Annotated in this window: 20 protein-coding genes and 1 pseudogene; 5 read left to right on the top strand and 16 right to left on the bottom strand. The window is 70.1% G+C overall.

The window, feature by feature from the left end; translation table 11 throughout:
* Positions 1 to 103: 103 nt before the first annotated feature.
* From OG792_RS09330 to OG792_RS09280, 11 genes and pseudogenes are all read right to left on the bottom strand, one after another.
* Positions 104 to 1078, bottom strand: coding sequence for a trypsin-like serine peptidase (locus tag OG792_RS09330; protein ID WP_329108823.1), 975 nt, complete (start codon positions 1076 to 1078; stop codon positions 104 to 106).
* 750 nt (positions 1079 to 1828) lie between these two features.
* Positions 1829 to 3241: a cellulase family glycosylhydrolase gene (locus OG792_RS09325; RefSeq protein ID WP_329108822.1), complete on the bottom strand. Its 1413-nt coding sequence runs from the start codon at positions 3239 to 3241 to the stop codon at positions 1829 to 1831.
* 208 nt (positions 3242 to 3449) lie between these two features.
* Complete coding sequence (locus tag OG792_RS09320) at positions 3450 to 4838, bottom strand: M1 family metallopeptidase (RefSeq protein ID WP_329108821.1); 1389 nt, start codon at positions 4836 to 4838, stop codon at positions 3450 to 3452.
* Positions 4839 to 5124: 286 nt separating this feature from the next.
* On the bottom strand, positions 5125 to 6228 hold the full coding sequence (locus OG792_RS09315; RefSeq protein WP_329108820.1) for a hypothetical protein: 1104 nt from the start codon (positions 6226 to 6228) through the stop codon (positions 5125 to 5127).
* 52 nt (positions 6229 to 6280) lie between these two features.
* On the bottom strand, positions 6281 to 6868 hold the full coding sequence (locus tag OG792_RS09310; RefSeq protein ID WP_442932394.1) for an ATP-dependent Clp protease proteolytic subunit: 588 nt from the start codon (positions 6866 to 6868) through the stop codon (positions 6281 to 6283).
* A complete protein-coding gene (locus OG792_RS09305; RefSeq protein WP_329108818.1) occupies positions 6786 to 7457 on the bottom strand; it encodes a helix-turn-helix domain-containing protein in 672 nt (223 codons plus the stop codon). Before OG792_RS09305 ends, OG792_RS09310 begins: the two co-directional genes overlap by 83 nt.
* Positions 7454 to 8920 (bottom strand): phosphatase PAP2 family protein, encoded by a 1467-nt coding sequence (locus tag OG792_RS09300; protein ID WP_329108817.1) that lies wholly within the window; start codon positions 8918 to 8920, stop codon positions 7454 to 7456. The genes OG792_RS09305 and OG792_RS09300 overlap by 4 nt, the downstream gene beginning before the upstream one ends.
* Positions 8921 to 9003: 83 nt before the next feature.
* The gene (locus OG792_RS09295) at positions 9004 to 10041 is read right to left on the bottom strand and encodes a YihY/virulence factor BrkB family protein (protein ID WP_329108816.1); all 1038 of its coding nucleotides are present in this window, start codon (positions 10039 to 10041) and stop codon (positions 9004 to 9006) included.
* Positions 10034 to 11026 carry a diacylglycerol/lipid kinase family protein gene (locus OG792_RS09290; protein ID WP_329108815.1) on the bottom strand — a complete coding sequence of 331 codons (993 nt, stop codon included), beginning with the start codon at positions 11024 to 11026 and terminating at the stop codon, positions 10034 to 10036. The genes OG792_RS09295 and OG792_RS09290 overlap by 8 nt, the downstream gene beginning before the upstream one ends.
* A 128-nt stretch (positions 11027 to 11154) precedes the next feature.
* Complete coding sequence (locus tag OG792_RS09285; protein WP_329108814.1) at positions 11155 to 12291, bottom strand: S1 family peptidase; 1137 nt, start codon at positions 12289 to 12291, stop codon at positions 11155 to 11157.
* Positions 12292 to 12522: 231 nt separating this feature from the next.
* Positions 12523 to 12633: pseudogene (locus OG792_RS09280) on the bottom strand (Clp protease N-terminal domain-containing protein); the annotation flags it as partial.
* Between the two features lie 137 nt (positions 12634 to 12770).
* Here OG792_RS09280 and OG792_RS09275 point away from each other — a divergent pair.
* The 3 genes from OG792_RS09275 (at position 12771) to OG792_RS09265 (ending at position 17244) form a co-directional block, all read left to right on the top strand.
* Positions 12771 to 13610, top strand: coding sequence for a universal stress protein (locus OG792_RS09275; RefSeq protein WP_329108813.1), 840 nt, complete (start codon positions 12771 to 12773; stop codon positions 13608 to 13610).
* A 112-nt stretch (positions 13611 to 13722) separates the two neighbouring features.
* Positions 13723 to 16104 carry a phosphoketolase family protein gene (locus OG792_RS09270; RefSeq protein WP_329108812.1) on the top strand — a complete coding sequence of 794 codons (2382 nt, stop codon included), beginning with the start codon at positions 13723 to 13725 and terminating at the stop codon, positions 16102 to 16104.
* Positions 16105 to 16329: 225 nt separating this feature from the next.
* Positions 16330 to 17244 (top strand): universal stress protein, encoded by a 915-nt coding sequence (locus OG792_RS09265; protein ID WP_442932456.1) that lies wholly within the window; start codon positions 16330 to 16332, stop codon positions 17242 to 17244.
* Between the two features lie 153 nt (positions 17245 to 17397).
* Here the strand turns inward: OG792_RS09265 and OG792_RS09260 are convergent, their stop codons facing one another.
* From OG792_RS09260 to OG792_RS09250, 3 genes are all read right to left on the bottom strand, one after another.
* Positions 17398 to 17949 carry a serine acetyltransferase gene (locus OG792_RS09260; RefSeq protein ID WP_329108810.1) on the bottom strand — a complete coding sequence of 184 codons (552 nt, stop codon included), beginning with the start codon at positions 17947 to 17949 and terminating at the stop codon, positions 17398 to 17400.
* 96 nt (positions 17950 to 18045) lie between these two features.
* Complete coding sequence (locus OG792_RS09255; protein ID WP_329108809.1) at positions 18046 to 18852, bottom strand: hypothetical protein; 807 nt, start codon at positions 18850 to 18852, stop codon at positions 18046 to 18048.
* Positions 18853 to 18991: 139 nt separating this feature from the next.
* Complete coding sequence (locus OG792_RS09250; RefSeq protein WP_329108808.1) at positions 18992 to 19663, bottom strand: FadR/GntR family transcriptional regulator; 672 nt, start codon at positions 19661 to 19663, stop codon at positions 18992 to 18994.
* 386 nt (positions 19664 to 20049) lie between these two features.
* On the opposite strand from OG792_RS09250, the gene OG792_RS09245 reads away from it, so the two are divergent.
* Positions 20050 to 20520, top strand: a complete 471-nt coding sequence (locus OG792_RS09245) for an aminoacyl-tRNA deacylase (protein ID WP_329108807.1) — start codon at positions 20050 to 20052, stop codon at positions 20518 to 20520.
* 192 nt (positions 20521 to 20712) lie between these two features.
* Here OG792_RS09245 and OG792_RS09240 read toward each other — a convergent pair whose 3' ends face one another.
* Entirely contained in the window at positions 20713 to 21972 is a 1260-nt protein-coding gene (locus OG792_RS09240; protein WP_329108806.1) for a right-handed parallel beta-helix repeat-containing protein, read from the bottom strand.
* 273 nt (positions 21973 to 22245) lie between these two features.
* Positions 22246 to 22674: a cold-shock protein gene (locus OG792_RS09235; protein WP_329108805.1), complete on the bottom strand. Its 429-nt coding sequence runs from the start codon at positions 22672 to 22674 to the stop codon at positions 22246 to 22248.
* A 947-nt stretch (positions 22675 to 23621) separates the two neighbouring features.
* Here OG792_RS09235 and OG792_RS09230 point away from each other — a divergent pair.
* The gene (locus tag OG792_RS09230) at positions 23622 to 26942 is read left to right on the top strand and encodes a ThuA domain-containing protein (RefSeq protein ID WP_329108804.1); all 3321 of its coding nucleotides are present in this window, start codon (positions 23622 to 23624) and stop codon (positions 26940 to 26942) included.
* Positions 26943 to 26986: the final 44 nt, after the last annotated feature.

Genomic DNA, 26986 nt, shown 5'->3' with positions numbered 1-26986 from the left:
ATGACGCGCAGGCGGCTCCTCCGGTTCCGTTCCGGTGACAGTCAGTGAGCGGACAGCCGGATGGGCCGGAGGAGGTACTCCCCCGGCCCACCCACCTGATCGGTCAGGCAGCCTTCCAGGCCTGCAAATTGTTGAACCGCGCCTCGGTGATGCGGGTTCCGTGGTTGTACGTGTCGTGTGGGTACCCGATGTGCGGGAAGCCGTACGCGTGGATCCCCATCGAGCAGTAGCCGGTGCACCATGGACTGCCCGCCGCCCGGTTCTGGTAGATCGGGCTGCCGCTCATGCCACCGGTGGTGTCGTTGCTGTAGAAGATCTGGTTCGCCTGGCTCACCGCGACCGTCCGGGCCACCGAGTCGCCCCGCCACTGCTGGCCGAACGGCTTCTCGCCGGGGTAGCCGTTGATCAGGGTGCTGGCACCGGCGAGGCTCGCCGCCTGCCACCAGTAACCGAACCAGCCGGTGGTGTAGCCGATGGTGCAGTTCAGTTTGATCGCGCCGTAGTCGTACGCCTCGTCGCCGCTGACCGTCCAGCCGGTGACCGAGTAGAGCTGCTTGACCGTGCACGATCCGTACGGCGCCGAGGCACCGTTGCGGCCCGGCCAGACGGTGAGCTGGCCGGTGTACCACGAACCGCCGCTGCCCCCGGTGTGTACGCAGTGTCCGGCGGTGGCCACGATGTCGGGGCCGTACATCCAGCCGGTGCAGTGCGCGCCACCGCTTCGCGTGATCATCACGACGGCGCGGGCCGGGAACGACGTGGTCGGGTTGATCTGGATCCGGTTGTCCGGGCCGAAAATCGACTCGGTACCGAGCGCGGTGGTCGAGGAGCCGGTGGGTGCGGTCACGTTCGTGCCCACCGTGCTGCCGGTGCCGGCGTACCCGGAGGCGCCGCCGACCGAGGCCCGGCTCGGCACCGACATACGCGAGCCGTCACTGGCGACCGGGGTGTCGGGACGGACCGAGGACCGTGCCGCACCCGCCGGAGCGGTCGCGACGGTCAGGCCGGTGGCCATGATGGTCACGACGACCGTCATCCCGCGCAGCCAGGTTCGACCCAGCCCTTTTCCTGTGTTCATTCGGGAACTCCCTTTCCCTCACGTATCCGGGCTCGAATGAGCACGGCGATATACGGCTCCGAAGCCTTCGCTCCGGCCGGATATTCGAAGTGATAGCGGCGTCGGTCCGCGACAAACGTCGGCGAGCCATGCCAAGAGCCGGTCGTCAACCGGTTGCCGGTACGGGCTCCCCGGACAATCTCGACTCGGCACCCCCTCGCGGTGGGCTACTACCCCCACCTGCTGATATCGCTCACTGTAGAACGACGATTACAGAGAGGGAAGGGAGCCGCGACGGCTTTACCGGGATATACCGTGTCAGATCCGCGACAAGGCGTTAAATCACATCCGTACGGCAGAAGTCGCGCTGCCGTACGGAATTCGAAACCGGGTGATCCTTCACGTTTGCTCCCCCACTGAACTGGCTCTACCACGGCCGGCACAGATTTCGGTGGGACCCCGCCGTACCGCTCACGCTGCCGAATGAGACGCGGCATCGCGCCGGGCGGGATGCATTCCGCCACGTCCCGGTCCGATGCAATGAAGGCGACAATACGCAAGTCAATTATCGGCGAATCCGGGCGGGCCGAAGATTGCGCGAAACCGCTCCGGGGCGCCTCCGGGAGACCCGGTGGGAAAAAGCCGGCGGCCGGGCCCCCGAGAAATGGGGTCCGGCCGCCGGTGTCGGGTTGGCCCGCCGCCATCGGTTCCGATGTCACGGCGCCCCGAATTGATCGGCGCCGACGAATCAGCTGGGTCAGCTTCGGTGGGTCAACTGGCCGTGCAGCGCAGGGTCGGGACGCCGTTGGTGCCGTTCCAGGTACCGATGAAGCCGAAGCTCGTACCGGCCCCGGCGGCGAGGCTGCCGTTGTAGGCCACGTTCCGGGCGGTGACCGCCGAACCGCTGCTGCTGACCGTGGCGTTCCAGGACTGGCTGAGCGTCTGCCCGTTGCCGAAGGTCCAGTTGACCGTCCAGCCGCTGATCGGCGTACTGCCGGCGGTGACCCGTACGTCGGCCTGGAACCCGCCCTGCCACTGGCCGGTCACCGCGTACGTCGCGGTGCAGGTGCGCGTACCGGCCGGCGGCGTGGTCACCGGTGGCGTGGTCGGCGGCGTGGTGGGCGGGCGGGTCGTGGGCGGGGTGGTCGGCGGCGTGGTCGGGGGCCGGGTGGTCGGCGGGGTGGTCGGGTTGCCGCTGTAGACGCTCGCCTCGCGGGAGGTCTGCCGGATCCCGTTGGCACCGTTGAAGATCCGCTGACCCCAGGAGGTCAGACTGGCGGCGTTGAAGTTGGTCACCATGTCCAGATACTCGACGCCACCCCCGTTGCCGCTCCACGACCAGCCGATGTAACCGATCCCGTTGGCCTGGGTGTAGGACATGATCGTGTCCTCGTCCGGGTTGCCGTCGGAGTGGTTGTGGCCGAACTCGCCGACCACTATCGGCAGGTTGGCGCTGCGGAACCGGCCGAGGTAGTCGGTGATCTCGGCGGCGGTGTCGTAGACGCCGTACATGTGGACGCTGAAAACGGTGTTGCGGTCCGGGTCGCTGTTGAACACCGACTGCGCGTTGTCGCGCATGATGAACTGCCAGTCCTGACCCCAGTGCGGCGCGTCGACCATGATCGTGTGGTCGAAGCCGGCGTCGCGCAGCCGGGTGATCGCGTTGCGGGTGGCCGTCGGCCAGGTGGCGCTGACGCTGGCGTTGTTGCCGAACGGCTCGTTGCCGATGTTGAGGATGACGTACCGCTCCTGACCGGCGAGTGCGCTCTGGATGCTGATCCAGTAACTGACCGCCTGGTCGAGGGTGATGGCCGCGCCCTCCTCGCCGTACCCGGTGGTGTCGTGCACCTCCAGTACGCAAATCAGCCGGTTCTGTTTGCAGGTGGAGATCACGTTGGACACGTCGCTGGCGGTGTTCTGCGTCCAGCGGGCACCGGAGCTCAGCACGACCCGGACGGTGTTCGCGCCGAGCGCCTTGATGCTGGCGAACGAGCCGGTCTGGGTCGGGTACCAGGCGTGCGCGTGACTGACCCCGCGCATCACGAACGGATTGCCGTTGGCGTCGATTAGCTGGCCCCCGCTCACGGTGAAGCCGGCCGCGGCATGCGCCGGCTGGATGAACGCGAGTACGGAGACGAGTACGGCGAGCAGCGCCGCGATGGCGGCGAAGACACGTGTTTTCATGGCCTACCTCAGGAAGAGCCCCTGGAACGGGGAGGGGACGTGAGGGTTCGGCAACTGCTGCCCGGCAGCTGCCACCCGGCTTCCTGCGGCGCACGGATCAGAGTAGGGGCATGTATCGATGAACGCAACCGGTTAAGTTGGCGCCTCCCGGAACGGCCCCCCGCCGCCGCCGAGGGGGCGACGACGAGGGGCCGGAACGACTACCGGGTCACCAGGTGGTGGGCTTGCCCGGGGTGTAGACCCAGGTCTGGAAGAATGCGCCCAGCCGCTTGCCGGAGACCCGCTCGGCGAGCCGGACGAAGTCGGCGGTGCCGACCGTACCGTCGCGGTTCGCCGCGTACCAGGTGCGCAGCAGGGCGAAGAAGGCCCGGTCGCCGATCTTCTCGCGCAGTGCCTGGAGGGTCATCGCGCCCTTGGTGTAGACCGAACCGGCGAACAGGTTGTCCGCGCCCGGGTCACCCGGCGGCGGGTTCCAGATGCCGGAGGTGTCCGGCCGGGCGTAGTAGGTGTCGAACCGGGCCGCCGCGGTGGTGCCGCCGGTGTGCTCGGTCCACAACCACTCCGCGTACGTGGCGAAGCCCTCGTTGAGCCAGATATCCTGCCAGCGCTCCGGGCTCACACTGTTGCCGAACCACTGGTGGGCCAGCTCGTGCGCGACCGTACCCTCGGACGGCGGGCCGGAGTAGATCGGCCGGGTCTGGGTCTCCAGCGCGTAACCGGCGTCCTCGTCGTCGTCGATGATCGCGCCGAACGAGGTGAACGGGTAGCGCCCGAACAGGTCACTGAAGTAGGCGATCATCTCCGGCGTACGGGCCAGGTTGGCGGCGGCGTCCGCCGGCAGATCCCGGTCGATCGCGTCGATGATCGGCAGTCCCCGGGGGCCGGTGCTGCGCCGCAGGTCGTAGTCGCCGACCGAGGCGGTGGACAGGTAGCTGGCCATCTGGTCGGTGGCCCGCCAGGTGAAGGTGGTCCAGCCGGCCCTGGTCCGCTGGTCGACCAGTTCACCGTTGGCCACCGCCGTCTTGCCCTCCGGGACGGTGATCCGGAAGTCGTAGCTCGCCTTGTCGGTGGGGTGGTCGTTGACCGGGTACCAGGTCGACGCCCCCTCCGGCTCGTTGGCCACGAAGGAACCATCCGGGGTGGAGACCCAGCCGTAGAGCGCGCCCTCGTTGTCGGTCGGTTGGCCGGTCGTACCGTCGTAGCGCACGACGACGGTGAACCGCTCGCCGGACGAGAGGTCGTGCCGGGGCGAGATCCGCAGCTCCTGGCCGTCCCGGTCGAACCGCGCCGACCGCCCGTCAACGGTCACCGACCGCACCTCGAAACCGCGCAGGTCAAGGTTGAACCGGGTGAGCCGGTCGGTGGCCCGCGCACTGATCGTCGCCACCCCGGAGAACGCGCGGGTGGCCGGCTGGTATCGGATCTCAAGTCCGTAGTGTCGTACGTCGTACCCGCCGTTGCCGGCGAGCGGGAAGTAGCCGTCCCCGGCCCCGGGCGCGCCGGCCCGGCTCCTGCCGGCGCTGGCCGGCGATCCGGTGACGGTGAGGGTGAGGGTCGCCGCTGCGACGACCGCCGTGATCCGTCGAATCATGTGCATAGCGCGTCACGCTAGTGCCGGTGTTCGGGCCGGGGAAGACACCCGGCCCGACGGCACGGAGCGTGAGCCGGCGCGCGGCTCGGGTGGCGCGCGTCCGGGCGGCCCGGCAGTCGCCCGCCAGGCCGCCCGGACGGCATCATCCCCACCACAGGATGTCGGATCAACCGGCTTCTTAACCGGTTAAGCCCGGTACGCTACCCGCCGCGACCCAAGATAGTCAAGCTTGTCACTATATCGTCGCCCCGTCATCGTCGCCCCGTCACGGTGGGGTACGGCGCCGACCGGGTCAGGTGCGGCGGCGGAAGCCGAACGCGACGAGGACCTGCCGGGTGGTCACCCGCACCGGCCGGACCACGTCGTCGCGCAGCCACCGACCCGCCGGTACGACACCGCCCGACCACAGCCGACCGATCGCCCGCCCGACCGGGACCAGGGTGTGCCGCCAGGTCCAACGCACCGCCCGCCCGACCGGGCGCAGCAGGAACCGGTGGACGAACCGCATCAGCACACCGCACAGCCACCAGCCGAACCGCACCCCCGCCCACAGCAGCCGTCCCAGGTGGACCGCGGCCAGCCCGAGCGGGCGCAGCACGCGGGCGAGTTGGCCGACCGACCAGCCGATCGCGCGCCCGAGCGGAACCACCGTCTGCCACCAGGTCCAGCGCACCGCCCACCCGATCGGACGCAGCAGGTACCGGTACCCGGACCGGACCGTCAGCCCGAGCAGCCACCAGCCGAACCGGGCTCCGCCCGCCAACACCCGCCCGACCCACCACACCCCCGCCCAGAGCAGGCCCAGTACGGCGGCGAGCCGGCCCAGCAGCCAGCCGGCAACCGCCGCGAGCACGCGTACGAACGCCCGTGCCGGTGCGGCGAGCAGCCCGTGCAGCCAGCTCAGCGGTGCCAGGACCAGGTAACGGACGAGCCAGGCCAACGGGTACCAGAGCAGGTACCGTCCGGCCCAGACCAGCGGCCGCCAGACCAGGTTCAGCGCGATCCACCGCACCGGCAGCCAGACCATCTGACGGGCCACCCAGCCCACCCCACGGGCCGCCCAGACCAGGGGTAGCCAGACGAGATGACGCGCCGCCCAGACCAGGGGTAGCCAGACGAGATGACGCGCCGCCCAGACCAGGGGTAGCCACACCAGGTGCCGGGCGGCCCACACCAGCGGGCGCCAGAGCAACCGGTCGACGGCCCGGCCCACGGGACGGACCAGGTAGCGGTACAGGAGCCGGCCGGTCAGCCGGGCGGCCTCCCAGAGCAGGCCCAGTGGCACGATCACCAACGCGGCGAGCACGCGCACCGGCAGTTGGATCCATCGGGGAACGTCCGGCTCCAACGGTGGCGCCACCACCCGGATCTCACCGTTCGGCTCTGGCCTGGTCACCCGCCCGACCCTAGTGTCCGGCCGCCAGCAGGACGTCCGCCGTCCGGTCCGGTCAGGCCGGCTCGGGATCCGGGAGTTGGCCGGCTCGGGCGATCACGTGGTCGATCATGCCGTACGACTTCGCCTGCTCGGCGGTGAACCAACGGTCCCGGTCGGAGTCGGTGGTGATCTCCTCGACCGTACGCCCGGTGTGCCGGGCCAGCAGCTCGTGTGTGGTCCGCTTGACGTGCAGCATGTTCTCCGCCTGGATGGCGATGTCGGCTGCGGTGCCACCGATGCCGCCGGAGAGCTGGTGCATCATCACCTGCGCGTGCGGCAGCGCGTAGCGCTTGCCGGCGGTGCCGGTGCAGAGCAGGAACTGCGCCATCGAACCGGCGAGTCCCAGGGCGATGGTGGCGACGTCGTTCGGGACGAACTGCATGGTGTCGTAGACCGCCATGCCGGCGCTGATCGAGCCACCCGGTGAGTTGATGTAGAGCTTGATGTCCCGGGTCGGGTCGGCGGCCGAGAGCAGCAGTATCTGCGCGCTGATCCGGTTCGCCGAGGCGTCGTCGACCTCACTGCCGAGGAAGATGATCCGTTCCTGGAGCAACCGGTCGTAGACCTGGTCGCCGAACGAGACCTGTGCCTCCGCGCGCATCCATACCCTTTGCCCGGTCATAGATCCCGCCTCCTGCCCGGCCGGCGGGCGAGGTGTTCGCCCGGATAACCGACCCATGCAGCTTCCCGCCCCGACGGGGGCGAGGGGAACGGATTCTGCTGTCGGGAGATCCGCCGACAGCGCAAGTGATCTCCGGTGCCCGACGCACGGCCGACGGCTGCCCGGTGGGCAGCTCTCCGACCCGCGGCGGGACGACCGGGCGCGCGGGCTCGATCCGGGACAGGTCGTCGCGTACCTGTTCGAGCAGTTCGGTCAGGTGCAGTCCGAGCGCGCGGCAGATCGCGGCCAGCACCTCGGAGGAGGGTTCCTTGCGGCCCCGCTCGATCTCGGACAGGTACGGCACCGAAACGCCCGCCGTCCGGGCGACGTCGCGCAGGGTCCGCCCCTGCCGCAACCGGACCCGGCGCAGCACCGAGCCGATCAGCCGGCGCAGCAGCGGGGTCGGCGTGCCGCCGGTCGGCGCGCCGCCGACCGTGGCCGCGAGGCGGGCGGCCGGGGGCCGGGCCACCGGGGGCGGGGCCGGACTGGCGGCGGCGGACGAGACGGTCTGCTCCGGGCCGATCCTCATGCCGCCACTCTAACCAGCGCGTCGGGTTCCGTAGTGCTCGGCCGGTTGCCCTGTTCGAGGTCGGCGTTGGGGCGTACCACGAGGTAGAGCAGGCCGACCCAGAGCACGGTGAGCAGGATGGCCCCGGCGAAGTCGCTCGGGTGGTGCATGCCCCGGTACATCCGGGAGATCGCGACGCCGACCGGCATCACCACCGCGGCGACCACCGTCAGCCACCGCCACCACCGGTCGGTACGCGGCATCACCAGCACCGCGATCGCCACGTACAGGCACATGGTGGCGGCGATGTGGCCGGACGGGAACGACGCCGTCGGCATCTGGCCGTCCAGGTTCTCCACCGCCGGCCGGGGCCGGTCGACCGCGCGGGCGCTGGCCAGGAAGAGCGCCAGCTCACCGAACATGGTCAGGGCGACGAAGAGCACCGGTCGCCAACGACGCCAGACCGCCAGCACCAGCGGACAGAAGATCAGCGAGACGAACATGATCGCGTGCGTGTCACCGACCTTGCTCCAGCCCCAGCTGATGTCGTTCAGGGTGGCCGTGCGGTGCTGCTCGAACCAGCGCGGCACCTCGGTATCGAGCGTCGCCACGAACGTACCGTCGGCGTAGTAGCTGACCAGCATGCCGAAGCCGTACAGCGCGGCGAACACCAGCACCCAGCCGGTCACCAGTTCGGCAGCGCCGGCCCAGGGGTGTGGCAGCATCCGTTCCTCCTCCGGCGCCGGCTCCAGGTCGCGCCGGGCCTCCGGTTCCAGCCCCTCGGTCAGCGCCGGCACCGGGCGGCCCCGCTCGCGCCGCCAGAGGCGGAAGGCGTACCCGGTGACGACCAGCCAGGCCAGCCCGAGCAACCAGCCACCGAGTACGTCGGAGACGAAGTGCACGCCGAGCGCGATCCGGGTCAGCCCGATCGCGAACACCAGTACGGCGACGAACGCGATCGCCGGGCGGCGCCACCGGGGCCGGATCGCCGGCAGGAAGACCAGCAGCAGGGCCCCGTACGCGACCAGCGAGCCGAGCGCGTGCCCGCTGGGGAAGCTGTTGCCCACGCCCGCCGCGACCGGCACGTCGACCACCGGACGCAGCCGCCCGACCAGTGCCTTCAGGGACGGGTCCAGGGCCAGCGCACCGAGCCCGGTGACCACCAGGTAGCCGGCCAACCGCCCCTGCCGGCGGATCAGCAGCCCGACCACCGCGACCGTGACCAGCCAGAGCATGATCGGTCGTCCACCGAGGTCGGTGATCGCCCGCAGCACCGTGACCAACGGGTCGTGGGCGGAGACCAGGTCGTTGAACCAGGCCGCGACCCCGCCGTCGACGCGGTGCAGCGGTCCCCACTCGACCCGGACCAGGGTCAGCAGCAGGGCGAATCCCACGCCGGTGCCGATGATGAACACGAGACCGGCCAGGCTTCGTTCGGTGAACTGGCCGCCCGGCCGCCGCAGTATGTCCTTGACCGCGCTCACACCCGCACCTCCTCGATGCCTGGCGTGCCGATACCCGATCGGGTAGCTCGGTACACCCCGGCTCGCGGCGGGCGGGCGACCGGTCAGGGCGAGGGCGGCCCCGGTTCGGCGTGGTCGGTGGCGGCGTCGTGGTCGGCGGTACGGGCGACCGGTACGGTCACGTCCGTCCGGGGCTGCCAGCGGTCCGGCTCGGCCGGCTCCGGCACCCCGATCCGCAGTGCCTCCAGTTGGGCGCTGAAGGCCAGCCCGCCGAGCAGCGCGATCCCGGTGAGGTTGGCCCAGAGCAGCAGCGCCATCATCCCGGCGAGCGCACCGTACGTCTCCCCGAACCCGTCGCTGAGCCCGATGTACGCGGCCAGCAGCACGCTCGCCAGCCACCACAGCGCGGTGGCCAGCGCCGCCCCGAACAGCAGCCAGGACACGCCCGGTTGGCGGCGACGCGGGGCGTACCGGAACAGCACCGCGACCGCGAAGACGGTCAGGCCGAGGCTCAGCGGCCAGCGGAGCACGTTCCAGAACGTGTGCGCGACCTCGCCCCAGGCGTAGTAGCGCTGCACCGAGTCGCCGAGCGGTCCGCCGCCGACCAGGATGAGGAACCCGAACAGCGCCGGTACGCCGGCACCGAGCGCCAGTACCACCGCGCGGGCGTACTTGCGCAGCGCGGGTCGGTCCCGCTCCACCCCGTAGATCCGGTTCGCGCCCCGCTCGACCTGCGCCATCGTCGAGGTCAGTGCCACCAGGCCGGTGATCAGGCCGAGCAGCAGGGCGAGTTCACCCGCCTCCTCGGTGCGTTCGGTGTCGACCAGCAGTTCCTCGACCATGGCGTCGCTCTGGCCGGGGGTCAGCGCGACCACGGTGTCGGCCACCACCCGTCCGCCGTCCTCCACCCCGAGGTCGCTGATCAGACCGGTGAGCGCGATCAGGAACGGGACCACGGCCAGGCAGAGTTGCAGGGCGGTGGCGCGGGAGTGGCTGAAGCCGTCGCCGTACCGGAACCGGATGAACGCGTCCCGCAGCAGGTGCCAGCCGCCGTACCGGCGCAGGGTGTGCCAGGCGTCGTCGGCGGAGAGCTGGTCATCGGCCATCAGCCGGGTCTCGGGGACGATGCGGGTGCTACTCACCGCGTACCCGCTCGATCCGGCGCTCCCCCCGCCGACTCACCGTCGCGGCGTCCACCGACAGGTCCGGCGCCTCGGCCGGGCGCGGTACGCACAGCCACAGCGCCTTCGGCCGCACGTGTGCCCGCAGCGCCTTCTCGGGCGTGATCAGGTCTCCGTCGAGCTGCCTCGGCTGCCGGCGGTTGCTGGTGATCTGCACCCGGCGGCAGCGGAAGACCTCCATCCGGGGCACCCGCTCGCGCTTGGCCACCACCGCCCAGATCAGTACGGCCCAGTGCCGGACGGTGCGCGGGGTGAGGATGGCGACGTCGAGGTAACCGTCGTCGGGTTCGGCGTCGGCGAGCAGGCGTACCCCGCCCTGTAGCCGGCCGACGTTGGCGACCAGCACGGTCCGGGCCCGGCGGCGGCGCGGTGCGTCGTCGTCGATCCGGATGACCACCCGCATCGGCCGGTCGCGAAGGTGTCGTACGGCCCCGACCAGGTACGCCGGCCAGCCGATCCGGGCCTTGGTGGTCTCGGAGGTGGCGGCGAGCATCTGGGCGTCGAAGCCCATTCCGGCCATCACGGTGAAGACCTGGTCCCCGACGACGCCGACGTCGAGCAGCCGGCGACCCCGTTCGAGCGCGATCTCGATGCCGCCGGCCACGTCGCCGGAGAGCCCGAGGTTCGCGGCGAGCAGGTTGCCGGTGCCCACCGGCAGCACGGCCATCGCGACGTCGGTGCCGACCAGCGCGTTCACGCAGGACAGGATGGTCCCGTCGCCGCCGCAGACGAAGACGACCTCGGCCCCGGCCTCGACCGCCTGCCGGGTCTGTCCTCGGCCGGGGTCGTTCACGGTGGTCTCGTACCAGCTCGGTTCCGGCCAGCCCGCGTCGGCGAGGGCGCGGGTGACCGTGTCACGCAACTGGTCGACGTCGACCTTCGTCGGGTTCACCACGACCGCGGAGCGTAGGCCGCCATCACTGCTGGTGTCGCTTCGCTGGCTCACGCGCGTCAGTGTGCAGCAAGTCGGCGGAGCCAGCGACCCGGCGGGCCGTGACGTAACCCGCACCGACATGACGTTGCCGAACGGGCCGGCGTGGGTACGCCGGCCCGTTCGTGGTCGTGCGTCGTGAACTAGCCGAGGACCAGGCTCAAGCCGTACGCGGAGAGGATCTCCCGGACCGGCTGGAAGTAGGTCGTGCCGCCGCTGGAGCAGTTGCCCGAGCCGCCGGAGGTGACGCCCTGGGCCTGGTTGCCGCTGAGCCACGAGCCGCCCGAGTCACCCGGTTCGGCGCAGGCGTTGGTACGGGTCAGACCGCCGACCGAACCCTGCGAGTAGTTCACCGTCTGGTTCTTCGCCTGGACGGTGCCGCAGCGCCAGCCGGTGGTCGAGCCGGAGCGGCAGATGGAGGCGCCGACGGCGGACTCGGTCGAGCCGCGTACGGCCACGGTGGTGCTGCCGCTGTAGCGGTTCACCACACCGCGCGGGACCCAGTTGGCGTTGGTGCGTACCCAGGCGTAGTCGTTGCCCGGGAAGGACGAGCCGGCGAAGCTGCCCGCGGCGACCCCGTTCGAACCCTGGACGGCCTGACCGCTGCGGCCGCAGTGTCCGGCGGTAACGAAGCCGCCGTTCACCGAGAAGCCGATCGAGCAGCGCCCGCCGCCGATGTAGAACGCGTCCCCGCCCCGGATGTCGTAGAGCGTCTTCGGGGCCTCGGCCGCGACGGCCACCCGGACCGCGCCGGCCGGCGCGCCACTGGCGGCGGCGAAGCTGCTGGCGGCCGCGAGACCGTTGGCGGTGGCCTCGACGACCACGGTGTTGCTGGTGACGTCGACGTACCAGCCGGTCACGGACTTCGGTGCGGCGGACTCCTTCGCGTCGAGGGTGTCCTTGATCGCCGTCAACGCCGCCTCGCTGCGGGCGACGACCTTCGGCTGCGCACCGGCGGCGCGTACCCGCTCGGCGGCGGCGGCGTCGGTAACCGCGACGACGACCTGGCTGCCGTCGGCGAGCCAGGCGCCGCCGAAGCGGTTGCCGAGGGCGCCACGCAGCGACTCCTCGGCCTTGGCGGCCCGGTCGTCAGCGGCGAGCCGCGCCTGCGCCTGGCCGGCGGTGAGGCCGAGGTCGCGCTGCATCGCGTTGAGGATCTCCGCGGAGACGGCGGGGGCCGCCTCGTTGGTGGGCTTGGCCGAGGCCGCTTGCGGCAGCGTGGCCAGCATGCCGGCCGCGAGCAGGATTGCCGCTGCGACAGACGAGGATCTGTGCTGCATTGACGGGTCCCTTCGATTGGGGGTTGAGCAACGCTGCACACGCTGCGGCCGGTTCCCGGTCCGGTGCGGCAACGCCGTCAGTGCGCCTCACGCTAGCCCCAATCTATTGATGCAGATACATATCCTCCATGTCATACCTTGCAGTCGGCAGTAGTGGGACCGTCACATCCGCCGCCGGTCGCGGCCGGCGGCGGACGTGGGCTCGTCCGGCGTACGTCAGGCGGCCGCGCCGAGGGAGTGGATCACCTGGCGGCGCAGCTCGGCGAGGTCCGGCCCGGCCCGACCGAGGGTCATCGCGGCCAGCCCCTCCCCCTCGCGCAGCAGGCCGAGCAGGATGTGTTCGGGCCGATGGTCGAGCCACCCACCCCGCCGAACCCGGTCCGCCGACCCGGACCCGCCACTACTGTCGGTACCGGAGCCAAACGCAACGTGCCAGCCCGCCACCCGGCTGCCGGCGACCGGGCCCGGAGGTGACGACGATGAGCCTGCCCGCGAACGCACCGGTCGTGGTCGGGGTGGACAACTCCGCGCAGAGCATGACCGCCGTCCGGCTGGCCGCCCACGAGGCCGCGGCACACCGCCGTACGTTACGGATCGTGCACGCCTTCAACTGGGTCGCCGACCCGGACACCCCGCTCGAAGGAGAACTGCGCGCACCCGCCGAACATCTCCTCAACGAGGCCGCCAACACCGCGACCGAGGCCGCACCGGAACTACGACTGTCCTGCGCGCTGATCGAGGGACCGGCACTGACCACCCTGCTGCGCGAATCGGGCAGCGCCGCGCTGATGGTGCTCGGCGACGGCGGGCTCTCCGGCCAGACCGCCGTACCGATCGAGGCGCTGTCGGTTCAGGTCGCCGCCCGCGCCGGGTGCAGCGTGCTGGTCGTACGCGAAAGCTCCCCACCGTCGGGCCCGGTGCTGGTCGGCATCGACTGCGGAGTCGGTACGGAAACCGCGCTCGGCTTCGCGTTCGACGCCGCCTCCTGGCGCGAGACCGAACTCGTCGCCCTGCGGATCTGGGAGGCGGACAATCCGGCGCAGGAGCCGGACCACTCGGTGGCCGACGAACTCGACAGCGCGTTGGTGCCGTGGCGGCGGAAGTACCCGGACGTGCGGGTCGTCCCCCGGGTGCGCAGCGGCGACTCGAAACAGATCCTGATCGACGAGTCGCGCTCGGCCGAGGTCGTGGTGGTCAGCATGCGCGGCGAGCAACCCTCGCGCAGCATGCTCGGTGCGCTCAGCCAGGCCCTGCTCTACCACTCGCCCACCCCGGTGGTCATCGTCCGCACCCCGCACGGCCTGTACGTGCAGGCCTGAACGCCGTACCCGGTAGGCGGAAGGCGTGGGTACGGGCGGGCGGGTCCCCGCTCGGGGGAACAATCCGCCGATCCGCCTGCGCGGGCACCCGACAGACGGCAGGCTCAGGCCGATGGACACCGCCCTGGATCCGCACGCCCCGCTGACCGACGACGAGCTGCGTCGGCTGAACGCGTACTGGCGGGCGGCGAACTACCTGACCGTGGGCCAGATCTACCTGATGGCCAACCCGCTGCTGCGCGAGCCGCTGACCGCGGCCCAGATCAAGCCCCGGCTGCTCGGCCACTGGGGCACCAGCCCCGGACTGAACCTGATCTACGCGCACCTGAACCGGACCATCGTCCGGCGCCAACTACAAATGATCTACGTGACCGGGCCCGGACACGGTGGGCCGGCGATCGTGGCCAACACCTGGCTGGAGGGGACCTACAGCGAGCGTTACCCGTCGGTCAACCGGGACGAGAGCGGGATGGAACGACTGTTCCGGCAGTTCTCCTTCCCCGGCGGCATCCCCAGCCACGTCGCCGCCGAGGTGCCGGGCTCGATCCACGAGGGTGGCGAACTCGGCTACTCGCTGATGCACGGCTACGGCGCCGCGTTCGACAACCCCGACCTGATAGTGGCCTGCGTGATCGGCGACGGCGAGGCGGAGACCGGACCACTGGCCGGCAGCTGGCTGTCGAACGTCTTCCTGAACCCGGCCCGCGACGGCGCCGTACTGCCGATCCTGCACCTCAACGGCTACAAGATCGGCAACCCGTCGATCTTCGACCGGATCCCGCAACAGGACCTGCTGTCGGTGCTGCACGGCTACGGCTACCGGCCGTACGTGGTTGCCGGCGACGAACCGGACCGGGTGCACCGGGAACTCGCCGGCACCCTGGACCGGGCGCTGGACGAGATCGCCACCATCCAGGGCCGGGCCAGGAGCACCGGCGTGGTCGAGCGCCCCCGCTGGCCGATGATCGTGCTCCGTACGCCGAAGGGTTGGACCGGACCGCGCGAGGTCGACGGCCGCCGGGTCGAGGGGACCTTCCGCGCCCACCAGGTCCCGCTGGCCGGGGTACGGGACAACCCGGAGCACCTGGCCCAGTTGGAGCGCTGGCTGCGCGGCTACCACCCCGAGGAGCTGTTCGACGCCACCGGTTCGCCCGTACCCGAGGTGTGCGAGCTGGTGCCCGCCGGCGACCTGCGGATGAGCGCGAACCCGCGTACCAATGGTGGCCAGGTGTTGCGCGACCTGGTGCTGCCCGACTACCGCGACTACGGCGTGGCGGTGCCGGAACCCGGCGCCACCGCGACCGGGGCGACCATCCCGACCGGGCGGTGGCTGCGCGACGTGATCGTGGCCAACCCGGACCGGTTCCGGCTGTTCGGCCCGGACGAGGTGGCCTCGAACAAGCTGGAGGCGGTCTTCGAGGTGACCGACCGGGTCTTCGTCGCCGAACGACGCCCGGACGACGACCACCTCTCCCCCGACGGCCGGGTGATGGAGGTGCTCTCCGAACACCTCTGTCAGGGTTGGCTGGAGGGTTACCTGCTGACCGGTCGGCACGGCGTCTTCACCAGCTACGAGGCGTTCATCCACATCGTCGACTCGATGGTCAACCAGCACGCCAAATGGCTCAAGACGACCCGCGACATCGCCTGGCGGCAGCCGCTGGCCTCGCTGAACTACCTGCTGTCCAGTCATGTCTGGCGGCAGGACCACAACGGCTTCTCGCACCAGGATCCGGGCTTCATCGACCACGTGGTGAACAAGAAGGCCGAGGTGGTCCGGGTCTACCTGCCACCGGACGCCAACACCCTGCTCTGCACGATGGACCACTGCCTGCGCAGCCGGCACTACATCAACGTGGTGGTCGCCGGCAAGCAGCCCGGCCCGAACTGGCTGGCGATGGACGAGGCGGTGCTGCACTGCCGGCGCGGGCTCGGGATCTGGGGCTGGGCCAGCAGCGACGACGGGTCCGAGCCGGACGTGGTGCTCGGGTGCGCCGGTGACGTACCGACCCTGGAGACGCTGGCCGCCGCCGACCTGCTCCGGCGGCACCTGCCCGAACTACGGGTACGGGTGGTGAACGTGGTCGACCTGATGCGCCTCCAGTCCGAGGTAGCCCATCCACACGGGCTGCCGGACGCCCAGTTCGACACGATCTTCACCCGGAACCGGCCGGTGATCTTCGCGTACCACGGTTATCCGGCGCTGATCCACCGGCTGACGTACCGCCGCGCCAACCACGACAACCTGCACGTACGCGGCTACCAGGAGGAGGGCACCACCACCACACCGTTCGACATGGTGATGCTCAACCAGCTCGACCGGTTCCACCTGGTGGTCGACGTGATCGACCGGGTGCCCGGCCTGGCCGCCCGAGCCGCACACCTGCGCCAATCCATGATCGACGCCCGGCAGGAGTGCCGCGAGTACACCCGCCGGTACGGCGAGGACGCGCCACGGGTAGCCGAATGGCGCTGGATCGGCAACCGCGGCTGAGCGGTGGACGAGCCGGGGCGGTGAGGAACGGGGGCGCTGAGGAACGGGGGCGCTGAGGAACGGGGGCGCTGAGGAACGGGGACGGTGAGGAACGGGGACGGTGAGGAACGGGGACGGTGACGAGCGGGGGCCGTGAGCGGGGCGGCCGTGAGCGGGGCGGCCATGAGCGGGGCGGCCATGAGCGGGGGCGGTCGTGGATGAGGGGCAGCCATGAGCGGGGCAGTCATGGGTGAGCGGCCGATCCTGGTCGGGTACGACGGCTCCGAGGGAGCCCGGCTCGCGCTCGCCTGGGCGCTGGACGAGGCCACGCGGACGGGGGCGCCGGTCCGGTTGGCGTACGCCTTCGAGTGGATGACCGCCGGCAGCTGGATCGGACCCGGCCCCGGACCGGGCACCTGGCCGGACGACACGACCCGGCAGGAGGTGGGGGAACTGGTCTCGGCCGCCGTCAGCGAGGCCGCCGACTCCCACCCGGACCTGACCGTACGCGGTGAGGTGCTGGACACCCCGGCCGCGATCGGGCTGCGACAGCGCTCCGCCGACGCGGCGATGGTGGTGCTGGGCAGCCGTGGACACGGCGGGTTCAGCGGCCTGCTCGCGGGCTCGACCACGATCGCGGTCAGCGCCCACGCCCAGTGCCCGGTCGTGATCGTCCGCCCATCGACCGTCGACCCTCCCGATGCCCCCGTCGCCGCCGATCGGGATGCCGGTCGGGGTGCTGATCACGGCCGGCGGCGGATCGTGGTCGGGACGGACGGTTCGCCGTACGCCCGGCTCGCGCTGGACTGGGCGGTGCGGCGGGCGCTCAGCCGGGCGGTCCCGGTGCACGCGATCCGGGCCCGGCATGAGCCGAGGCGGCCGTGGCGTCCGGCCGACCCGGATCCGGCCGACGTCAGCCGGGACGAGCTGGCCGCGCTGGACGAGGAGCTGGCCGGCTGGCGGGACCGGTACCCGGACCTGCCGATCACCGCCGAGGTGGTACCCGGCCACCCGACCGCCGTCCTGGTCGAGGCGAGCCGGCAGGCCCAACTGGTGGTGGTCGGCAGCCGAGGCCAGGGCGGCTTCCGAGGACTCGTCCTCGGCTCGGTCAGCCAACAACTACTCCACCACACCCACTCCCCACTAGCCGTAGTCCACTAGCCCCCCTCCCCCCTCCCCTCACTCTCGTCGCCGATCTTGCACTTGTGGTGCCCGAGTTAGGAAACTCGTACGGATTTGCGTACAGCCACAAGTCCAAGATCGGCGCGTGCTCGGGGCGTGCTCGGGGCGTGCTCGGGGCGTGCTCGGGGCGTGCTAGTTGGGGTTTGTGAGGGGGGTGTCTGGGGGGAGTGCGGGGTCGAGTAGGGGCGGTCGGTTGGTGGTGGAGAGGCTTGTGACCGACGCTCTTGGGCCGAGGGCCCGGCCGCCGGGCGGGACGTCGTCCAGCACCGTGGCCCCGGCCCCGATCTTCGCGCCCCGCCCGATCACGATCGGCCCGAGTACGGTCGCGCCCGCGCCCACCGTCACCTCGTCGCCGATGACCGGCTCACCACTGTGGTCCCGCCGCCCGATCGTCACCTGGTGGTACATGCTCACGTTCCGCCCGAGCCGGGCATCCCGGTGGAACACCAGCCCGTACGGGTGGAACAGGCGCAGCCCCGGGCCGCAGCTCAGCTCGCGGGGCAGGTCGCTGTTCGTGCCGAGCCGGATGACCAGCAGATTCAACACCTTGTACGGCAGGGTCCAGCACCGCCGCGTGGCGGTACGCCGGGCAGCCGTCCACTGCCCGAAGCGGAAGACCGCGAGCACGAGCCGGACCAACGGGTCCCGGTTCCGCCGAAAGTCCTGCCGGAGAGTATCGAACATGATGCAGAGCGTAAGACCTGTAGTCGGTCGACTCCCAGCCGAACGGGCCAGGGTTACCGGTCAGAAATACGACAAGGGAGTATCAGTCCCCGCCATCTACCCCACCGGATCCGGCTCTCGGTGGAGAAGGACGTGGAGCCGCACGTACTCCTCGTCGGTGCCGATGGCGGCGCGGTGCTCGGGATGATCCAGGTAGTGCCGGATCGCACCGGTCAGAAGCTCCGGCGCGACGGCGTACCGGTCGAACCAGACGGTCACCGGTCGGCGACGACGGAACAGCCCGCTCGACGTCGGCCGCCGCACCCGCAGGACGAGCCGGTCGGTGTGGCCGCGTCCCCTCAACCGGCCGGACGGCAGCTCCGCCCAGGGCACCTCCAGCCGACCCGTCAGTCCGGGCAGTGACACCCCGCCCGGCCGCAACTCCAGATCCGCACCCCGATGGATGTCCAGCAGGATTCTCACGATCGTCCCGACCACGGCCACCCCGGCGAGCAGTACGACAAGGCCACTCGCCCAGAGCAGCCAGTCGAGTTCGGACAGGTCCTGCCCCAGCGTGAAAATCGAGTATTGGATCAACGCCACACCGGCGAACAGCCGCCAGGACCGGTCCGTACGCCACCAGGCACGGGCGGGCGCGACCAGGACCGGCGGCCCGTCGGTGCGGGGTGGGGCGAAGACCGTCCTCCGGCGGCTGCCCGAGTGTTCCCGGCCGTTCACCCACGCCCACAGCGACTGGACGATGATCATCACCAGGATGCCGCCGAGATACACCGACTGCCCGTAACCGGTGTCCCGGAGCCGGAGGCTGCCGACCACCCACGCGGCAAGGAGCACGACGTATCCACAGAGGATGGCGTACTGCACCGGACGCGACCGGAGCGGGGCCGGGGGCCGCATGGTCATGCCGGGGAGCTGGTGCCGGAGAGGTACACGCCGGAAGGGTAGCCACCGGTGACCAGCCTTCGACGCGTACCGCCGGCGCTCGGGTGGCGTCGCGAGCCTGCGGCAGCGGTCCGGGACCGACCGGGACGCGGGCCGGCGCTCAGAGCGCGCGGCGCAACCACTCCTCGACGCCGGCCACGTGCACGGTGGCCCAGGACCGGGCCAGTTCGGGCTGCCGGGAGGCGATCGCGTCGAGGATGGCCGCGTGCTGCTCGCGGGTGCGGGCGACCGCACTCTCCTGGGTCAGGCCGCGCCAGATCCGGGCCCGGGTGGTCGGTCCGGAGAGGCTGTCGATCAGCGAGCAGAGCACGTCGTTGCCGGCGCCCGCCGCGATCTGCCGATGGAATTCGAGGTCGTTGGCGACCAGCGCGTCGATTGTCGGCTCACCGCCCAACCCGTCGAGCAGCGTACGCAGGGTGGCGATGCCCTCCTCGGTCATCCGCTGGGCGGCCATCGCGGCGGCGGCCGGCTCCAGGATCCGACGCACCTCCAGGAACTGGAGCACCGTGTCGTCGCGGTGGAAATCGACGACGAAGCTCATCGCGTCGAGCAGCAGACCGGGGTCGAGGCTGGTCACGTAGGTGCCGTCGCCCTGTCGTACGTCAAGCACGCGGATCACCGACAGCGCCTTGACCGCCTCCCGCAGCGAATTGCGGGACAGCCCCAGCCGGTCGGCCAGGTCGGCCTCCTTGGGCAGCCGGTCGCCGGGGCGCAGTTCGCCGGAGACGATCATCTCTTTGATCTTGTGGATCGCTTCGTCGGTGAGCGCCATGCTCGTTCCCCTCCGGCCCGCGCGGACAGTCAGCTCACAGGCTCCCAGTGCGGCGCCACCGGAGTCGGCGACCCGCACCGCCCGGCGTGGCGGCAACGCTGCACCAGCGCCGCCGGACCGTCCGCTGCGGTGTGACTCATCCGGCTCTCGGGCACCCAACGGCCGTGATACATCCGATGTCTACCAGCACTTTGAACGCTTTCACAACCACTGTCGGTAAGTAGGCCGGCAAAGCCCGTGTTCCCGGATCGACACGGGCTTACCGACGGGACATCGACATCCGATGGATCGCCAGGTGAATGCCGCCTTCCCTCGGATCGGCAGGTGAACGCCGTCACCTCCCGAACCTCGCGACCGGCCGCACCGACCGGAGGTACTGTGCAGCCATGCCCGGCTCCGCCGTCACCGCTCTCGACTCCGCCGCCGTAACGTACGAGGTGATCCGACACGGGCCGGTGGGCAGCGTGGCCGAGGCCGCCGCCGCGCTCGGGTTGGCGGTCGCCGACATCGTGAAGACGATCGTGATCCGCCGGGGCGACGACGACTACGTCTTCGTACTCGTACCGGGTGACCGGGTCATCTCCTGGCCCAAGCTGCGCGCGCTGCTGGGCGTCAACCGGCTCTCGCTGCCCGACGCCGGCACGGCCAGGGACGCGACCGGGTACGAGCGCGGCACCATCACCCCGTTCGGCGCGACCACCGCCTGGCCGGTCGTCGCCGACGAACGCGTACGCGGGCGGCGGATCACCCTGGGCGCAGGCGAGCGGGGCGTCGCCATCGCACTCGACGCCGACGAGGCGGTACGCGCACTCGACGCCACCGTCGCCGACGTGACCGAACCCGAACCGCCCCGCTGACCGTCAGTGGCACCGACCGTCAGTGGCACCGACCGTCAGCGCCCACTGACCGCAGGCGGAAGCGCCCGCCGTCCGGAACAGCCGGGGGCGGCTCCGGACGGCCGATATACCGCGCCCCCGGAACCACCCCGGTCGTAGCCGATTCGGTCGTAGCCGATTCGGTCGTAGCCGATTCGGTCGTAGCCGATTCGCTTATGCCGTGCAGGTCACGCCGTAACACTGGCCGACCTGGCTGTTGCCGCTGGCCCGGTTGCCGCCGCCGTCGGTGTTGCCCGGCGCGGCGTAGATCCCCCAGCCACTGTTGTTCCGGGCGATGTTGCGCCGGACCGTGTTGCCCGCGTTGTCGACGACGATGCCGTTGCCGTTGTTGGCGTTGGTGGTGTTCCCGTCGAGTACGTTGCCCGCCGTCTCGGCCGAGCCGGTGACGAAGATGCCGGCCCCGTTGTTCGTGTTCGCGGTATTGCTCAGCAACCGGTTGGCGGCCGAGTTCTGTAGTTCGACACCACTGCTCAGCTGGGCGTTGGCGGTGTTGGACTGGAGTACGTTGCTGTTCGACCCGATCAGCTCGATACCGCTGGCGTTGGGCGCGCTGACGTTCAGGTTGTTCGCCCGTACGGTGTTGCGGTGCGCGACGTCGAGCAGGATCCCGGCGTCGCCGCTGCCCGAGACCCGGTTGTTGAGCACCTGGTTGTCGTGTGCGGTGCCGAGCAGAATTCCGGCGTCGCCACTGCCGGTGACGGTGTTGCTGTCGACGGTGTTGAGATTGGAGCCGGACAGGGCGAGTGCCGCGTCCCCGCTGCCGGTGAGGGTGTTGGACCGCAGCGTCACCCGTTGCGAGCCGACCACCTCGATTCCCCGGTCACTGCTGTCGATCACCTGGTTGGTCTCGACGGTGTTGCTGGCCGAGTTCTCGACGTAGATGCCGTCCCGGTTCTCCCGTACGGTGTTGCCGCGCACGATGTTGCCGGTCGAACCGCCGAGCACGGCGATCCCGCGCTGCGACTGGAACTCCAGCACATTGCCGATGACCCGGTTGTTGGTGTCGGCGTTGACCAGTTCCACCCCGGCGACCTCGTTGTGCCGGGCGGTGATCGCGGTGACCAGGTTCCCGAGGGTGCCGGGGTTGAGCCGGACGCCGTAGTCGAACCCGGTGATCGTACCGTTGCGGATGGTCACCCTGTCGAAACCGTTGTTGTGTACGCCCACGCCGAGCCCGACGCCGTCGATGGTCCTGCCGTTGAGGTTGAGCACGATGTTGTGGGCCCCGATCACGAGTCCGTCACCGGGGCAGTCGACCAGGTTCGCGGTGACGGTCGTACTGGCGGTGACCACCGCACCGCAGTTCGGCGCGGCCTGCGCCGGCCCCGCGGATCCGACGAGTATGACCGGGATCGCGACCAGCCCGCCGAGCGCCACGCCCAACGCCCGCCGGAATGCGCGAATTTCTGCCATGATGAACCGCCTCCAGTTGTTTCTGCCGGAACACGCCGCCCGGAACACCCACGGTCACGGCGACGCGAATAGCTGGAAATCTATGGAGTACGGCAATTTGAAGTCAATGTGATGCCGATGAGAACTGTCTTACCCGGACGGTACGCATATTCTGGTGAATGACCCGGAGAATAGGGGTCTTCGGCAGATTCGAGCATTATAAATACGCCTTCACAAACTGCGGGCGGGTCGCGACTCTCCCGCCGCTGCCCGCCCGCCCGTATGTGCGTACCGTCAGTGCTCCACCCAGCCGTGTCGCTGGGCGAGCACGACGAGACCCTGCCGTAACTGGACGATCTGCGCCCCGGTCATCGTCGGCACGGCATTGAGCAGCAGCTCGGTCACCTCGTGCCGGAAGCCGGCCGGGGTGAGTACGTCACACATGCCGTCGTCCTCGGAACGCTCCACCACCGAAACCTCGCCGGACAGCCCGTTGCCGGCCGGCGTCGCCGCCCGGTCCGATTTGAGAATGCGGACCGCGAGGGCCTTCATGCCCCGATCGCTCTCCACCGCGTCGAACTCCACCGGCATCCCCGGAACGAACGCGTATTTCCCGTCACCCAACACATTCGCGTGCACGAAGACGTCCTCACCACCGCCGTCAGGCGTGATGAATCCGTATCCACGGGCCTCGTCGAACCGGATGAACCTACCTCTGACCACCGTGCCCAACCTCGTCTCGATCCGTCACCGACAACTCCACAAAACACACACCACCCAAACATCATAGGCGCACACCCCCATACCACCCCGCCCCCAAACCCGCACCCCCTCCCCGCCCCTCCCCCCTCCCTCCCCCTCCCCCCTCCCTCCCCCCGCCGCGCCCGCCCCCCTCCCCGTCGATCTAGGGCAAATGGTGGCGCGCAGAGATCAAACAACACGTATTTGCCCTAGATCGCGGGAGGGTAGGGACGCGCGCGGGGGGAGGGGGAGGGAGGGGGGAGGGGGAGGGGGGAGGGGGCTTTTGTGCGGGGGGAGGGGGGACTTCTGTTGGGATCGACGGAAGTTAGTTGGTCTTGGGTCTATCTTTCGTGTTGCCCACGGATTAAGGTTCTGTTTCAGCCAGAGCACCTCCCGAAACCCCAGTACGGGGCACACAAAAACGTTTCAGTTGCGCATCGGCGGCGCCACTGTCCCACCGCCAACTCCCGCATCGTCGCCGCGGCTCCGGCCGCGAGGAAGGTAGCGAGACATGGACAAGACAGCCTCCAGCCGCCCGCCAACGCTCCCCCGGCCCATCACGGCCGGATGACCCGGTACGACAGGCGGCCAACCCTCCGCCCAGTTCCCGTACCGATTTTCTCGGCCGACGCAGCGCGGCTGAGCCCCTGATCCTCCGCCCACGCGGCGGTGGCGGGACCGGTGCAGCACGACCGGCCCGAGCAGCAGGAAGCGTGGATCGTCGTGCCGGCGCACGCGTCCACCCGGTAACGGACAGCATCCCGGAATCATCGGTCGGCAGCCGGTGACGGGTCCTGCGAGATCGCGCACCATCCATACGGACGCGGCAGCACACCTCATTGTGGCAACCGAACCACCGGGACCGGACCCGTGCGCGTCCGGTTCGACGGGTGCGGCCGCATGCCCGCTCCACACCCCCGGAGGAACATATGACAAGACCCCTGCGCCGGTGGCTCGCCGCCGTGGCCGGCGCCACCATCGTCATCCCCGGCCTGGTCGCCGTTCCGGCCTCGGCCGCACCCGATCCGGGCACCGCCGAGGAACGCCTGGTCACCGCCGAGAACGGGCCGGCGGCCCTGCGCTCCGAGGTCCGTGCACCGGACGACTACCGGGTACTCGTCTTCACCAAGACCGCCGGTACGCGCCGGCCGTCCATCTCGGACGGTGTGCGTACGATCCAGGCTTTGGCCTCGGCGAACGGGTTCACCGCGACGGTCACCCAGGACGGGGCGGCGTTCACCGCCGAGAACCTGGCGGACTACCGCGCGGTGGTCTTCCTCAACACCACCGGCAACGTGCTCAACCCCGGCCAGGAAGCGGCGTTCGAGTCGTACGTCAAGGCCGGCGGCGGTTACGTCGGCGTGCACGCGGCTGCGGAGACCGAGCCGGACTGGGCGTTCTACCAGAACCTGGTCGGCGCGAAGGCGTCCGGTGTGGCCAGCACCGAGGCCGGTGTGGTCGAGGTCGCCGACCGGGTGCACCCGGCCACCGAGGCGACGCCGCAGACGATGACCCTGACCGAGGAGTGGTACAACTTTTCCAGCAACGTCCGGGGTACGTCGCACGTGCTCGCCACCGCGCAGGAGAAGAGCTTCGCGGGCGGCACGATGGGCTTCGACCACCCGGTGAGCTGGTGCAAGGACTACCAGGGCGGTCGTTCGTTCTACACCGGCCTCGGCCATTCGATCGAGACGTACCGGGTTGGTGGTTTCAAGAAGCACCTGCTCGGCGGCATCCAGTGGGCGGCCGGCGTGGTCGAGGGCGACTGCGGCGCGACCGTACTCGGCAACTACGAGAAGGTCACCCTCAACGACGAGCCGGGCGAGCCGATGTCGCTGTCGGTGCTGCCCGACGGGCGGGTGCTGCACAACACCCGTGGCGGTGAGATCCGGCTGTACGACCCGACGACCGGCGCCAGCCCGGTGATCACCACCGTGCCGGTGTACCAGCACGACGAGGACGGGTTGCAGACGATCACGATCGCGCCCGACTTCGCCACCAGCAAGTGGGTCTACATCTACTACTCGCCGCCGCTGAACACTCCGTTGGACAACCCGGCCACCCCCGGTGTCAACGAGGGCGACGCGCCGGCGACCAGCACCGACCCGACGGTCTGGAACGCGTTCAAGGGCTACAACCAACTGTCCCGGGTGAAGTTCGTCGACGGGCCGACCCCTCGACTGGACATGTCGACCGAGCAGCAGATCATCCGGGTCGACACCGACCGGGGCATCTGCTGCCACGTGGCCGGCAAGGTGAAGTTCGACGGCAAGGGTCTGGTCTACCTGATCACCGGTGACGACACCAACGCCAGCGGCTCGGACGGCTTCGTCCCGATCAACGAGTCGCCCACCCAGGGGCCGGGCTACGACGCCCAGCGCTCCGCCGGCAACACCAACGACCTGCGCGGCAAGGTGCTGCGACTCAAGGTCAAGGAAAATGGTACGTACAGCATCCCGGCCGGGAACCTGTTCCCGGAGAACGCCGACTACGACAACCGGACCCGTCCGGAGATCTTCCTGATGGGCCTGCGCAACCCGTTCCGGTTCGACGTGGACAGCAACGGCTTCGTGTACGTCGGTGACTACTCGCCGGACTCGCGTACCTCCAGCCCGACCCGGGGTCCGGAGGGCGTCGGCCGGTGGTTCGCCACCAACAAGGCGGCCAACTACGGCTGGCCGTACTGCTACTCGCCGAGTCTGCCGTACATCGACTACGACTTTGCCACCCGTACCTCCGGGGAGCCGTTCAACTGCGGCGCCCCGGTGAACAACTCGCCGCGCAACACCGGTCGTACGGTCCTGCCGGCGGTGGCGCAGCCGCAGTTCTGGTACACCTACGAGGCCCGGACCACCTGCGCCGGAGGCTACCTCCAGACCCCGCCGGCGACCTGCGACTTCCAGTGGCCGGTCATCGGCACCGGTGGCGTCGGTCCGCACGGCGGACCGATCTACAAGTACGACTCGGCGAACACCTCGGAGACGAAGTTCCCGGAGTACTACAACAACAGCGTGGTCTTCGGGGAGTTCACCCGGGACAAGCTGTTCATGATGCGTACCAACGGCAGCGGACAGCTGACCGGGGTGGAGGCGTTCCTGCCCGGTGTCGTCTTCGACAACCCGATGGAGATGGAGTTCGGCCCGGACGGCAACCTCTACGTGCTGGAGTACGGCGACGGCTTCTTCCGGGCCAACCCGGACGCCCAACTGTCCATGATCCGGTACGTGAAGGGCACCCGCTCCCCGATCGCCGCCCTGTCGGCCAACCCGACCTCGGGCCAGGCTCCGCTGCCGGTGCGCTTCTCCAGCGCCGGTTCGTCCGACCCGGACCCGGGTGAGTCGATCTCCTTCGCCTGGGACTTCGACAGCAACGGCACGGTCGACTCGGCCGACCCGAACCCGACCCACACGTACACCGCGAACGGGGTGTACAACGCCAAGCTGACCGTCACCGACTCCAGTGGCAAGACGGCGGTGCTGACCAGGGAAATCGTGGTCGGCAACACCGCTCCGACGGTCACCGTGACGGTGCCGGCAGGCGGGACGTTCTTCAACTGGGGTGACACGGTGCCGTTCACGGTCGCCGTCACCGACCCGGAGGACGGGGCGGTCGACTGTAGCCGGGTCACGGTTTCGTTCGTGCTCGGGCACGACACCCACGGTCACGGCGAGACCGAGACCAGTGGCTGCACGGGCACCCTGCCCACCCCGGCCGACGGTGCCGACCACGCCGGTGGTTACCTCTACGGCGGGGTCAGCGCCACGTACACCGACCTCGGCGCCAACGGTCAGCCGGCGCTGACCACGGTCGGCCAGACGATCATCCAACTACGGCGGCAGCAGGCCGAGCACGCCCAGGTCCAGCAGGGCGTGACGATCGCCGCGACCACCGACACCGGCGGTGGTTCACAGGTCGGCGGCATCGACGCCGGTGACCACATCGCGTTCGAGCCGATCAACTTCGCCGGCGTGAACTCGGTGACGCTGCGCTACTCGGGTGGTTCCACCGCCACGGTCGGCCAACCACGGGCCAACGTGGAACTCCGGGTCGGTTCGCCGACCGGCACGGTCGTCGCCACCGCCACCCTCAACGCCACCAGCGGAAACAGCTCGTACGCGAGCCAATCCATCCCCGTCACCCACCCCGCCGGGCCGCAACGCCTCTACCTGCTGTTCACCCCGGTAACCGGCGGCCCGACAACGAGCCTCCTCAACCTCAACTGGATCGAGTTCGGCACCACCGCCCCGTAACCCCACCCCCCACCAGTTCGCCCTAATGTAGAGAATGAGTGGCT

Source organism: Micromonospora sp. NBC_01699, assembly GCF_036250065.1.
GTDB lineage: Bacteria > Actinomycetota > Actinomycetes > Mycobacteriales > Micromonosporaceae > Micromonospora_G.
The sequence above is the reverse complement of the archived record's forward strand: the minus strand, read 5'-3'. Positions and strand labels throughout refer to the sequence as shown.

Excerpts from the sequence above, each read along its gene's own strand:
- OG792_RS09250 (WP_329108808.1), bottom strand. The coding sequence starts at position 19,663 with ATGGCGCTCACCGACGAAGCGATCCACAAGATCAAAGAGATGATCGTC.
- OG792_RS09265 (WP_442932456.1), top strand. The coding sequence starts at position 16,330 with ATGGGTGAGCGGCCGATCCTGGTCGGGTACGACGGCTCCGAGGGAGCC.
- OG792_RS09285 (WP_329108814.1), bottom strand. The coding sequence starts at position 12,291 with ATGCAGCACAGATCCTCGTCTGTCGCAGCGGCAATCCTGCTCGCGGCC.
- OG792_RS09230 (WP_329108804.1), top strand. The coding sequence starts at position 23,622 with ATGACAAGACCCCTGCGCCGGTGGCTCGCCGCCGTGGCCGGCGCCACC.
- OG792_RS09325 (WP_329108822.1), bottom strand. The coding sequence starts at position 3,241 with ATGAAAACACGTGTCTTCGCCGCCATCGCGGCGCTGCTCGCCGTACTC.
- OG792_RS09255 (WP_329108809.1), bottom strand. The coding sequence starts at position 18,852 with ATGACCATGCGGCCCCCGGCCCCGCTCCGGTCGCGTCCGGTGCAGTAC.
- OG792_RS09270 (WP_329108812.1), top strand. The coding sequence starts at position 13,723 with ATGGACACCGCCCTGGATCCGCACGCCCCGCTGACCGACGACGAGCTG.
- OG792_RS09240 (WP_329108806.1), bottom strand. The coding sequence starts at position 21,972 with ATGGCAGAAATTCGCGCATTCCGGCGGGCGTTGGGCGTGGCGCTCGGC.
- OG792_RS09305 (WP_329108818.1), bottom strand. The coding sequence starts at position 7,457 with ATGAGGATCGGCCCGGAGCAGACCGTCTCGTCCGCCGCCGCCAGTCCG.
- OG792_RS09330 (WP_329108823.1), bottom strand. The coding sequence starts at position 1,078 with ATGAACACAGGAAAAGGGCTGGGTCGAACCTGGCTGCGCGGGATGACG.
- OG792_RS09260 (WP_329108810.1), bottom strand. The coding sequence starts at position 17,949 with ATGTTCGATACTCTCCGGCAGGACTTTCGGCGGAACCGGGACCCGTTG.
- OG792_RS09310 (WP_442932394.1), bottom strand. The coding sequence starts at position 6,868 with ATGCGCGCGGAGGCACAGGTCTCGTTCGGCGACCAGGTCTACGACCGG.
- OG792_RS09245 (WP_329108807.1), top strand. The coding sequence starts at position 20,050 with ATGCCCGGCTCCGCCGTCACCGCTCTCGACTCCGCCGCCGTAACGTAC.
- OG792_RS09275 (WP_329108813.1), top strand. The coding sequence starts at position 12,771 with ATGAGCCTGCCCGCGAACGCACCGGTCGTGGTCGGGGTGGACAACTCC.
- OG792_RS09320 (WP_329108821.1), bottom strand. The coding sequence starts at position 4,838 with ATGCACATGATTCGACGGATCACGGCGGTCGTCGCAGCGGCGACCCTC.